General features: G+C 62.0%; 14 protein-coding genes. 6 read left to right on the forward strand and 8 right to left on the reverse strand.

Annotated features, from left to right (window positions below; all coding sequences use genetic code 11):
- Positions 1-137 precede the first annotated feature (137 nt).
- Entirely contained in the window at positions 138-1,340 is a 1,203-nt protein-coding gene (locus tag EGJ27_RS12665; protein WP_125831078.1) for an MFS transporter, read from the forward strand.
- A 114-nt stretch (positions 1,341-1,454) separates the two neighbouring features.
- Here EGJ27_RS12665 and arfB read toward each other — a convergent pair whose 3' ends face one another.
- From arfB to EGJ27_RS12705, 8 genes are all read right to left on the reverse strand, one after another.
- Positions 1,455-1,868: an alternative ribosome rescue aminoacyl-tRNA hydrolase ArfB gene (gene arfB / locus EGJ27_RS12670; protein ID WP_125831079.1), complete on the reverse strand. Its 414-nt coding sequence runs from the start codon at positions 1,866-1,868 to the stop codon at positions 1,455-1,457.
- A 34-nt stretch (positions 1,869-1,902) separates the two neighbouring features.
- Positions 1,903-3,282 (reverse strand): amino acid permease, encoded by a 1,380-nt coding sequence (locus EGJ27_RS12675; RefSeq protein WP_125831080.1) that lies wholly within the window; start codon positions 3,280-3,282, stop codon positions 1,903-1,905.
- 198 nt (positions 3,283-3,480) lie between these two features.
- A complete protein-coding gene (gene rluB / locus EGJ27_RS12680; RefSeq protein WP_125831081.1) occupies positions 3,481-4,707 on the reverse strand; it encodes a 23S rRNA pseudouridine(2605) synthase RluB in 1,227 nt (408 codons plus the stop codon).
- Positions 4,708-4,892: 185 nt separating this feature from the next.
- Positions 4,893-5,084 (reverse strand): DUF1289 domain-containing protein, encoded by a 192-nt coding sequence (locus EGJ27_RS12685; protein WP_125831082.1) that lies wholly within the window; start codon positions 5,082-5,084, stop codon positions 4,893-4,895.
- Between the two features lie 157 nt (positions 5,085-5,241).
- Positions 5,242-5,997, reverse strand: a complete 756-nt coding sequence (scpB, locus tag EGJ27_RS12690) for an SMC-Scp complex subunit ScpB (protein ID WP_125831083.1) — start codon at positions 5,995-5,997, stop codon at positions 5,242-5,244.
- A gap of 15 nt (positions 5,998-6,012) precedes the next feature.
- Positions 6,013-6,711, reverse strand: a complete 699-nt coding sequence (locus tag EGJ27_RS12695) for a ScpA family protein (RefSeq protein WP_177523017.1) — start codon at positions 6,709-6,711, stop codon at positions 6,013-6,015.
- A 119-nt stretch (positions 6,712-6,830) separates the two neighbouring features.
- Positions 6,831-7,460: an L-threonylcarbamoyladenylate synthase gene (locus EGJ27_RS12700; protein WP_125831085.1), complete on the reverse strand. Its 630-nt coding sequence runs from the start codon at positions 7,458-7,460 to the stop codon at positions 6,831-6,833.
- Between the two features lie 13 nt (positions 7,461-7,473).
- The gene (locus EGJ27_RS12705; RefSeq protein WP_125831086.1) at positions 7,474-8,337 is read right to left on the reverse strand and encodes a PHP domain-containing protein; all 864 of its coding nucleotides are present in this window, start codon (positions 8,335-8,337) and stop codon (positions 7,474-7,476) included.
- Positions 8,338-8,404: 67 nt separating this feature from the next.
- On the opposite strand from EGJ27_RS12705, the gene EGJ27_RS12710 reads away from it, so the two are divergent.
- The 5 genes from EGJ27_RS12710 (at position 8,405) to EGJ27_RS12730 (ending at position 11,280) form a co-directional block, all read left to right on the forward strand.
- Complete coding sequence (locus EGJ27_RS12710) at positions 8,405-9,004, forward strand: septation protein A (protein WP_125831087.1); 600 nt, start codon at positions 8,405-8,407, stop codon at positions 9,002-9,004.
- A gap of 1 nt (position 9,005) precedes the next feature.
- Complete coding sequence (locus EGJ27_RS12715; protein ID WP_125831088.1) at positions 9,006-9,305, forward strand: YciI family protein; 300 nt, start codon at positions 9,006-9,008, stop codon at positions 9,303-9,305.
- A gap of 138 nt (positions 9,306-9,443) precedes the next feature.
- Complete coding sequence (locus EGJ27_RS12720; protein WP_125831089.1) at positions 9,444-9,857, forward strand: translation initiation factor 2; 414 nt, start codon at positions 9,444-9,446, stop codon at positions 9,855-9,857.
- A gap of 7 nt (positions 9,858-9,864) precedes the next feature.
- On the forward strand, positions 9,865-10,542 hold the full coding sequence (locus tag EGJ27_RS12725; protein ID WP_125831090.1) for a response regulator transcription factor: 678 nt from the start codon (positions 9,865-9,867) through the stop codon (positions 10,540-10,542).
- A gap of 279 nt (positions 10,543-10,821) precedes the next feature.
- Positions 10,822-11,280 (forward strand): Spy/CpxP family protein refolding chaperone, encoded by a 459-nt coding sequence (locus tag EGJ27_RS12730; protein ID WP_125831091.1) that lies wholly within the window; start codon positions 10,822-10,824, stop codon positions 11,278-11,280.
- Positions 11,281-11,354 lie beyond the last annotated feature (74 nt).

Raw genomic sequence — 11,354 nt, forward strand, 5'->3', positions numbered from 1 at the left:
CGTTTTTATTTCAATCTGTAACCCCTCTAACGCCTTGTGCGCCGTTATCATGGCAACTTCGAGAGCTTGCTAAGGGTTTTCCCCACCCGGTACTCGAATGTCCTGTCTGATCCGCTGCCCGAATGGTCGTTTTCCCCATGTCTGATACAAAAGAAGCCCCTGCGCAAGACCCGATGGCGGTCACGCTGCTGGTCGTTTCCATCGTCCTGTTTACTTTCATCGGCTACCTCAATATCGGCATTCCCCTTGCCGTACTGCCGGGTTTTGTCCATACCGACCTGGGTTTCGGTGCGGTGGTGGCCGGTCTGGTGATCAGCGTGCAATACCTCGCGACGCTGGTCAGCCGACCCTGGGCCAGCCGCATCATCGACAACATGGGCAGCAAGAAGGCCGTGCAGTTCGGGCTGGCAGGCTGCGGTTTGAGCGGCGTGTTCATGTTGCTGCCGGTGTGGCTCGGCGACTGGCCGGTCCTTAGCCTGACCATTCTGTTCATCGGCCGGGTGATTCTGGGCAGCGCGGAAAGCCTGGTCGGCTCGGGCTCCATCGGTTGGGGCATCGGCCGGGTAGGTTCGCAGAACACCGCGAAGGTAATTTCCTGGAACGGCATCGCCAGTTACGGCGCGCTGGCAATCGGCGCGCCGCTGGGGGTCTGGCTGGTCAAGTCGTTCGGCCTGTGGACCATGGGGGTGAGCATCATCCTGCTGTGCGCCATCGGCCTGGCATTGACCTGGCACAAGCCGGCCGCGCCGATCGTGCATGGCGAGCGCTTGCCGTTCCTGCATGTGCTGGGCCGCGTGTTTCCCCACGGCATGGGCCTGGCGCTGGGCGGCATCGGCTTCGGCACCATCGCTACCTTCATCACCCTCTACTACGCCAGCAATAATTGGCCGGATGCGGCGCTGTGCCTGAGCCTGTTCGGTGCGAGCTTCATTGCGGCACGGCTGCTGTTCGGCAAGCTGATCAACCGCCTGGGCGGCTTTCGGGTAGCGATCGTTTGCCTGTCGGTGGAAACCCTGGGCCTGTTGCTGCTGTGGATGGCGCCCACGCCGGGCCTGGCGCTGGCGGGCGCGGCGCTGACCGGTTTCGGCTTCTCGCTGGTGTTCCCGGCATTGGGGGTGGAAGCGGTGAACCTGGTCCCGGCGTCCAGTCGTGGCGCGGCGGTGGGTGCCTATTCCCTGTTCATCGACCTGTCGCTGGGCATCACCGGGCCACTGGCCGGGGCGATTGCCGCCGGTTTCGGCTTTGTCTCGATCTTCCTGTTCGCGGCGCTGGCGTCGCTGACCGGGCTGGGTCTGAGCGTTTATCTGTATAAACAGGCGCAAGCGCTACGCGCGCAATGACGGTAGGAGCGACCTTGGTCGCGAAGAGGCCGTAGCAGACGCTGCATCTGCATCGCCTGACCGTGTGCTTTCGCGACCAAGGTCGCTCCTACGGATTCGGGGTGCGTCCGCAGTCTAGAAATCCACCTTCCCGCGCCCGGCCTTGATGGAGCCGCGCTTGGTCTTGGATTCCAGCCTGCGGGTCTTGGAGCCCAGGGTTGGCTTGGTGGGGCGGCGCTTCTTTTCGACTTTGCTGGCGTTGACGATCAATTCACTCAGGCGCAACAGCGCATCGGCGCGGTTCTGTTCCTGGGTACGGTATTGCTGGGCCTTGATCACGATGACGCCGTCGCCGGTGATGCGACTGTCACGCAGCGCCAGCAGCCGTTCCTTGTAGAACGGCGGCAGGGATGAGGCGTTGATGTCGAAACGCAGGTGCATCGCGCTGGACACCTTATTGACATTCTGTCCACCCGCACCCTGGGCGCGGATGGCGGTCAGTTCGATTTCAGCGTCCGGGATCTGGACGTTATTGGAAATCACCAGCATGAATGCATGTTCCCATTTGAGGCTGTGATGCAGCTCACCGCCTGGTCTTGAGCAGGTAACACACCCACATCACCACCAGCCAGACCGGAATCGCATACACCGATACCTTGATCCCCGGAATCATCAGCATGATGCCCAGGATAAACACCACGAACGCCAGGCAGACGTAGTTGCCGTACGGATACCACAGCGCCTTGAACGTCGGCACCTGCTGCGTGCGATTCATGTGCTGGCGGAACTTGAGGTGCGAGTAGCTGATCATCGCCCAGTTGATGACCAGGGTGGCGACCACCAGCGACATCAGCAACTCCAGCGCCTGATGCGGTACCAGGTAGTTGAGCAGCACCGCCACCAGCGTCACCGCGGCGGAGACGAAGATCGCCTTGACCGGCACGCCGCGCCTGTCGACCTGAGCCAGCGCTTTCGGCGCGTCACCCTGCTCGGCCATGCCCACCAGCATGCGGCTGTTGCAGTAGGTGCCGCTGTTGTACACCGACAACGCAGCGGTCAGCACCACGAAGTTGAGGATGTGCGCCGCGGTGTCGCTGCCCAGCATCGAGAACACCTGGACGAACGGGCTGCCGCTGTAGCTGTCGCCGGACGCATTGAGCGTGCCGAGCAAGGTGTCCCACGGCGTCAGCGACAGCAGGACCACCAGCGCACCGATGTAGAAAATCAGAATGCGGTAGATGACCTGGTTGATCGCCTTCGGAATGACGGTCTTGGGTTGTTCCGCTTCGGCTGCGGTAAACCCGAGCATTTCCAGGCCGCCGAACGAAAACATGATGATCGCCAGGGCCATCACCAACCCGCCGACACCATTGGGAAAAAATCCGCCGTGCTCCCAGAGGTTGCTGACCGACGCCTGCGGGCCGCCGCTGCCGCTGACCAGCATGTAGCTGCCCAGGGCGATCATGCCGATGATCGCCACCACCTTGATGATCGCAAACCAGAACTCGGCTTCGCCGAACACTTTCACGTTAGTGAGGTTGATCGCATTGATCAGGACAAAAAACGCGGCCGCCGACACCCAGCTCGGGATCTCGGGCCACCAGTAATGAACGTACTTGCCGACGGCGGTCAGTTCCGACATGCCCACCAGGATGTACAGCAGCCAGCAGTTCCAGCCGGACAGAAAGCCGGCGAAGCCGCCCCAATAGTTGTGGGCGAAATGGCTGAACGAGCCGGCGACCGGCTCTTCGACAATCATCTCGCCAAGCTGGCGCATGATCATGAAGGCGATAAAGCCGCAAATCGCATAACCGAGGATCATCGACGGGCCGGCGGATTTGAGCACGCCCGCCGAGCCGAGAAACAGGCCGGTGCCGATGGCGCCGCCCAGGGCGATCAACTGGATGTGCCGGTTCTTGAGACCGCGTTTCAACTCACCCGACGGCGAGATTTTGTCACTCATGGAAATAGCCACCTGATTTTTCTCGCTCCAGGCAGGAACGAACTGCTGCGCATCCGGACCGCAAAGGCCCCGAGCGGTATCGCGAAAAAAGCGCCGCATTGTACACCCCTCACGCCACGCGGGGTTGCACGCAAGGTTGAGGCTGCGGCACAAACGAAAACGCCAGTCTTTCGACTGGCGCTTCGTGAGGTCATGCGGTTACTGCGGCTTGCGACGTCCGAAACCCGGACGCTGACCGGAACCGGCCGGCGGGCCACGACGCTTGCCCGATGGCGCATCGTCATCGACCAGCTTGATGCCGACGCGCTTGGGCGATGGCTTGGCCGGACGCTTGTTCATCTCGCTCGGACGCTCGGCTACCGGCGTACCGCGACCACCTTCGGCCGGACGCGGCGAGCGGGAACCCGGCTTGCCGGAGTCCTTGCGCGGCGATGGACGCTGGGTGGAGTCGCCACGCGGACGATCACGTTCGCTGCCGGTCACTTGCGGCTGACGCGGCGCGCGGTTCGCAGGCGCCGCAGCACCTGCGGCCGGACGTGGGGTACGAACAACGCGCTCGCCTTTGCCCAACGGGCGCGACGACTGACGTTGCAGGCGCTCGAGCTTGTCCTTGGTCTTGGCGTTCATCTGTGGCTGGGCCACAGGCGTCAGGCCGACTTCAGCGGACAGCACGTCGACTTCGTACTGGCTCATTTCGCGCCAGCGGCCCATCGGCAGGTCGGAGTTGAGGAACACCGGCCCGTAACGCACGCGCTTCAGACGGCTGACCACCAGCCCCTGGGATTCCCACAGGCGACGGACTTCGCGGTTGCGGCCTTCCATCACCACGCAGTGATACCAGTGGTTGAAGCCTTCGCCGCCCGGCGCCTGCTGGATGTCGGTGAAACGTGCAGGACCGTCTTCCAGGATCACGCCGTTCTTGAGACGCAGCAGCATGTCGTCATCGACTTCGCCGCGGACCCGCACCGCGTACTCGCGGTCCATTTCGAAAGACGGGTGCATCAGGCGGTTGGCCAGCTCACCGTCGGTGGTGAACATCAGCAGACCGGTGGTGTTGATGTCCAGGCGGCCGATGTTGATCCAGCGGCCTTCTTTCGGGCGCGGCAGGCGATCGAATACGGTCGGACGGCCTTCAGGGTCGTCACGGGTGCAGATTTCGCCGTCCGGCTTGTTGTACATGATGACGCGGCGGACCGTTTCGGCCGCCTCTTCGCGCTTGATGACGCGACCATCGACTGTAATGGCATCGTGCATGTCGACGCGCTGACCGAGGGTAGCGTCCTTGCCATTGACCTTGATGCGGCCCTGGCTGATCCAGGCCTCGACGTCACGGCGCGAGCCGACGCCGATACGTGCCAGTACCTTCTGCAGCTTTTCGCCTGCAGGTCCGATTTCCTGGCTGTCCTGCTTGTCTTTTTCACTCATCTGGGCACCTCCCGGTGTGTCGAATCAGGGCCCGCCGCGAACCGGCCGGACCTGCTGCCCGGCGTGCGCGTAGCATCGCGGGACGAAATACTTGAAAGCCCTGGCGATGATGGATCGCCGAAGGGTCGCGAATCATACGCTCATGCAGCGTAATGCGCATCCAAGGCTAGTTGAATTTCGCCGCGTCACTTCTTCTTTTTGCGACCGGCGGTCTTGAGCTGTTTCAGCCTGCTTGCCGATGCGGCCAGCACTTCACGCTTGTCGTCCTTGTCGAGCTTCTTCCAGGCCTTGATCTCACGCTTGCTGCGCCCGCAGCCCAGGCAGATGTCGTCATCGAATTTGCACAGGCTGATGCAAGGGTTTTTAGTCGAACTCATGAATGACGGGTCTCATGGGATAGAGCGAAGAGATGGCGTGACAGGAGCTTGCTCGCGACAGCGGCGTTGCACCTGTGGACATGCTGCGAATGTACCCGCTCTGTCGCCGCCAAGCTGCCTGCCGCACACTATCGAGACCATTGCTCCGTGCAGAAGATCATTCCAGGCGATCATCCTCTTCAGGCTCGATCCGCAGCAAATCGTCGAAATCGGTCTTGAGACCCTGCTCCATCGTGTCGAGTTCGACCAGCAAACTGCGGAAGCTGGTTTCGTCCTTGGGCGACTCGGGTTCTTCTTCGTCGCCCAGGCTCGCGTCGGCCAGGGCCTGGAGATGCGCGGGCACCGGGGCATCTTCGAAGTCCAGTTCCGGCTCGGTTTCCATCTCGCGCAACTCAGCCAGCGGCGGCAGCTCGTCCAGGTTCTTCAGGTTGAAATGGTCGAGAAAACCTTTGGTGGTGGCGAACATCGCCGGTTTGCCGGGGACGTCGCGGTAGCCCACCACCCGAATCCACTCACGTTCCAGCAAGGTCTTGACGATATGACTGTTGACCGCGACGCCCCGCACGTCTTCGATCTCACCACGGGTGATCGGCTGGCGATAGGCGATCAGCGCCAGGGTTTCCAGCATGGCCCGTGAATAGCGCTGCGGGCGTTCTTCCCATAAACGTCCTACCCACGGCGAGAAACGCTCACGGATCTGCAGGCGGTAACCCGACGCCACTTCCTTGAGTTCAAAGGCACGGCCATCACAGGACTTGCGCAGTACGTCCAACGCTTTCTTGAACACCTGCGGACCAGGCCGTTCGCCCTCCTCGAACAATTCGTAGAGCCGTTCCAGGGTTTGCGGTTTGCCGGAGGCCAGCAGGAACGCTTCGAGCAGGGGCGCCAGGTCACGGGGTTCGTTCAAATTCATGATTCGGTTATGGCTCTACTCGGCTCGCGCCCGGACATGGATCGCCGCAAACGGCTCGTTTTGGACCAGTTCGACCAAGGATTCCTTGACCAGCTCCAGCACCGCCATAAAGGTAACGACCACACCCAGGCGGCCCTCTTCAGCGGTGAACAACTCGGCGAACGGCACGAAACCACCGCTCTTGAGGCGTTCGAGCACATCGCTCATGCGCTCGCGGGTCGACAGCGCCTCGCGGCTGACCTGATGGCTTTCGAACATGTCACCGCGATGCAGCACCTCGGCCATGGACATCAATACTTCTTCGAGACTGACGTCCGGCAGCAGCTTGCGGGCTCGGGCTTCAGGCGCGTCCAGCCTGGGCACCAGCACGTCGCGGCCGACACGTTTCAGGCCGTCGATACCCTCGGCGGCGGCCTTGAAGCGTTCGTATTCCTGCAAGCGGCGAATCAGTTCGGCGCGGGGGTCGCCCTCTTCTTCCTCGATTTCCGCAGAGCGCGGCAGCAGCATGCGCGACTTGATCTCGGCGAGCATGGCGGCCATCACCAGGTACTCGGCGGCCAGTTCCAGGCGCACGGTTTTCATCAGTTCGACATAGCCCATGTACTGGCGAGTGATCTCCGCCACCGGGATGTCGAGGATGTCGATGTTCTGCTTGCGGATCAGGTACAGCAGCAGGTCCAGCGGCCCCTCGAACGCTTCGAGGAACACCTCCAGCGCGTCCGGCGGAATATACAGATCCACCGGCATCTGGGTGACCGCCTGGCCGTAGACGAGCGCAAACGGCAGCTCCTGCTGGGCGTCGGCCTGGGGATCCATCGTTTCAACGACGGTCATTACGCCTGCTCTTGGAACGGCGTAGGATCGCCACAGCCCACGCGGATCACCTGCGGCTCGCCTTCGGACAGGTTGATGACCGTCGAGGCGGAAATACCGCCCATGCCGCCGTCGATGATCAGATCGACGTGGTGTTCGAGCAATTCACGCATTTCATAGGGATCGCTCAACGGCACGCTGTCGCCGGGCATGATCAGGCTGACGCTCATCAATGGCTCGCCCAGTTGCTCCAGCAGTGCCTGGGCAATGGGATGGCTCGGCACCCGCAGGCCGATGGTGCGGCGCTTGGGGTGCAGGATCAGGCGCGGCACTTCGCGCGTGGCGTTGAGGATAAAGGTGTAGGGCCCCGGCGTATGGGCCTTGAGCGCACGGAATGCACCGGTGTCGACCTTGGCGAACAGCCCCAGCTGGGACAGGTCGCAGCACATCAGGGTGAAGTTGTGCTTGTCGTCCAGCTGGCGCAGGCGACGGATGCGTTCGATGGCGCTCTTGTCGCCGATCTGGCAACCCAGTGCATAGGAAGAATCTGTGGGATACACCACCAGCCCGCCCGCCTTGATGATTTCCGCGGCTTGTTTGATCAGGCGCGGTTGCGGGTTCTCCGGGTGGACCTGGAAAAATTGACTCACGGTTCTTTCCTGTTCAGACGTCGGCAGTAGGCTGTTCATGTTTGAATCTGCACCACAGGGGCGGCAAATCTTCAGGTACGGGGCGGTATGTACCGATTTCCCCCCAGGCTCCGGGGCCATGGAAATCGCTGCCGGCGGTGACCAGCAACCCGAACTCGCGCGCCAGGATGGACAAGGTGCCGACCTGATCGGCCGGCTGCATACCGTTGACGACCTCGATGGCATGTCCGCCCGCCTGGAGGAAGTCGGCGACCAGTCTACGCCGTTTAGTGCGTGTGAAGTCATAGTGTGAAGGATGCGCCAGGCTGACCCAGGCGTCGGAGGCCCGCAAGGTGGCCACGGTTTCTTCCAGGGTCGGCCAGTGTTGCTTGACGTCGCCCAGCTTGCCGGCGCCCAGCCATTTGCGGAAAGCCTCGGCGCGATCCTTGACGTAACCGGCGCGGACCATGAAGTCCGCGAAATGCGGTCGAGCCGGTGCATTGCCGCTGTCGCCCAGTTCCTGCTGGATGGCGCGGGCACCTTCCAGCGCTCCGGGCATACCTTTGGTCGCCAATTTCTGACTGATTTCCTCGGCACGCAGCCAGCGACCTTCGTGCAGACGGGCGATGGCGGCGGTCAGCGCAGGCGCCTGGGTGTCGAAGGCGTAGCCCAGGACATGGATGGTCGCCCCGCCCCACGTGCAGGACAATTCCACGCCGTTGACCAGCTGCATACCCAACGCATGGGCGGCTTCGCGGGCTTCATCGAGGCCTTCGAGGGTGTCGTGATCGGTCAGCGAAAGGACGCGCACGCCGTTTTCATGAGCACGGGCAACCAGTGCAGCGGGCGCAAGGGCGCCATCGGAAGCGGTGCTGTGGCAGTGCAGGTCAACATTCATGGTGTAGTGCTTTCGCAGTCATTGATGTTTGTTATTATGCCGCCACATCCTGCTTCTGGCTGCCACTGTGAAACAATTCATCGACTTCATCCCGCTGCTCCTGTTTTTCATCGTCTACAAGACCGACCCTCGCAACGTCGATATTCTGGGCCACAGCTACACAGTAGGCGGCATTTTCAGCGCAACTGCGATGCTGATCATCAGTTCCGTGGTGGTCTACGGCATTCTCTACCTCAAACAGCGCAAGCTGGAGAAAAGCCAGTGGCTGACGCTGATCGCCTGCCTGGTCTTCGGCAGCCTGACCCTGGCCTTCCACAGCGAAACCTTCCTCAAGTGGAAGGCGCCGGTGGTCAACTGGCTGTTCGCCCTGGCCTTCGCCGGCAGCCACTTCATTGGTGATCGTCCGCTGATCCAGCGGGTCATGGGCCATGCCCTGACCTTGCCGGCCGCCGTCTGGGTACGCCTGAACGTGGCCTGGATCCTGTTCTTCCTGTTCTGCGGCGCAGCCAACCTGTACGTGGCCTTTACTTACCAGGATTTCTGGGTCGATTTCAAAGTCTTCGGCAGCCTGGCGATGACCCTGGTATTCCTGGTCGCCCAAGGCATCTACCTGACCCGCCACATGCAGGACGGCGCTCCTTCATCTACGACGAAAACCGAGGACTGACATGCTCTACGCCATCATTGCCACCGACGTCGAAAACTCGCTGGAAAAACGCCTGAGCGTGCGTCCTGCGCACCTGGAGCGCCTGAACGCCTTGAAAGACGCCGGTCGTCTGGTGCTGGCCGGTCCGCACCCGGCGGTGGACAGCAACGATCCGGGGCCGGCGGGCTTCAGCGGCAGCTTGATCGTCGCCGAGTTCGAGTCCCTCAGCGCCGCTGAAACCTGGGCCAAGGCTGACCCGTTCGTGGCCGCCGGCGTCTACGGCAATGTGGTGGTCAAGCCGTTCAAGCAAGTCCTGCCGTAGTACCTCGCGATACCCTGGCGATCCTGCACATCGCGGCAGGATCGCCACCTGCCAGCCTCCCCCGCTAATCATTCGCAACCGCCTGCCGACAAACTGCTCACTATTTGAAGAATCGCCGATCTGTACAAGGGAACTCAGATGCGTTCAGGTTCAGTGTGTCTGTTAACGGTAGTGCTGGCGTTGGGTGGCAAGGTCCAGGCCGACGACATGAATGGTTCGAGCGCGGTGCCACCGCTGCATCTGCCGGGTCCGGCCAGCCAGGTGATCGATCTTCAGCAGCGGCTTCAGGAAAGCGAGCGCCAGCGTGAAGCGCTGCAACGTCAGGTGCAGAATGCCGATGCCGAGCGGGACAGCGTTCAACTGACGCGCCTGCGTCAGGAGAACCAGCGGCTCAAGCTGCAACTCAAGGAAGCACAGGCCACGGCGCCGCAGCGCATGCTCTCCGAACAGCAACAATGGTTCGTCACCGGGGGTGGCGTTGCGATGATCGCCGTGTTGTGCGGTATATTTGCCGGCGGTAGGCGTAGGCAACGCCGGCAATGGCTAAATTGAGTGATTCATGAGCGAGCTGTTACTGATTGATGATGACCAGGAGCTCTGTGAGCTGCTGGTCAGTTGGCTGAGCCAGGAAGGGTTTCAGGTACGGGCCTGCCATGACGGCAACAGCGCCCGTAGCGCCCTGGCGCAAATGGCACCCGCGGCGGTGGTGCTGGACGTCATGCTGCCCGATGGCAGTGGTCTGGAACTGCTCAAGCAATTGCGCGGCGAGCACCCGGACCTGCCGGTGGTCATGCTGTCGGCCCGTGGCGAACCGCTGGACCGGATTCTGGGCCTGGAACTGGGCGCCGACGATTATCTGGCCAAACCTTGCGACCCCCGCGAGCTGACCGCCCGCCTGCGCGCCGTGCTGCGCCGCAGCCATCCGGTGGCGTCGGCGACCCAGCTGGAGCTGGGCGACCTGACCTTCAGCCCGGTGCGTGGCGTGGTCAGCATCGATGAGAAGGAACTGACCCTGACGGTGTCGGAAAGCCGCCTGCTCGAAGCGCTGCTGCGTCAACCCGGCGAGCCGCTGGACAAGCAGGAACTGGCGCAACTGGCGCTGGGCCGCAAATTGACCCTCTACGACCGCAGCCTGGACATGCACGTCAGCAACCTGCGCAAGAAGATCGGCCCCCACCCCGACGGCCGTCCACGCATCGTGGCCCTGCGCAGCCGTGGGTATTTCTACAGTCTGTGAAACCTGCGGGGCTTGATGTTTTTGTAAGAGGCAGCTTGCTGACGACAGGGATTGTTCAGTCGGTTCGGCAGCGTCTGACCTCCAGCCGTCGCGAGCAAGCTCCCTCCCACGGAAAGGGTGGCGTACTTCACAACTGTATCCGCAAGCCAACTCCTACAGGAGTATTGGCAGGTGCTGGCTTTACAAAGCCTTTACCCTCTCCTGACCGCGCTTGACCTTGATCTCCCTAAACTGGGCTCCAACGGCAAACGAGCCGGACTAGAGACAAGGAGATTCACCATGCGCAAGACCCTGATCGCTTTGATGTTCGCCGCTGCACTGCCAACCGTCGCCATGGCCGCACCTGCCGGTGGCCCAGGTCCTGATTTCGATGCACCCGGCATGCATCAGGACCGCGACCATCGCGGCCCTGGCCTGCACCGCGGTCCAGGCCCGTTCGACAAACTGGACCTGAGCCGTGAACAGCGCCAGCAGATCGGCAAGTTGCTGGGCGAACAGAGACATGAGCATCGCGACATCACCAAGCGCTACCTGGCCAAGCTGTCCGATGCGGACCAGAAAGCCATGAAAGACGAAATCGCCGCGAAGAAGGCCAAGACCGACAGCGAAATCCGCGCCGTCCTCAAGCCTGAACAGCAAAAGCAGTTCGACGAGATGAAGAAAAAGCAGGATGAACGCCGTGCCGAATGGGCCGAGTTCAAGGCCTGGAAAGCGGAAAAGGCCAAAAAAGCGCAATAATCGGCGCCCGGTCATCCGATCCATCACCCGGACCCGACATGCCTCGCATGTCGGGTTTCTCCATTGAGGAAAGC

Origin of the sequence: Pseudomonas sp. v388, from assembly GCF_003935425.1 — a bacterium.
GTDB lineage: Bacteria > Pseudomonadota > Gammaproteobacteria > Pseudomonadales > Pseudomonadaceae > Aquipseudomonas.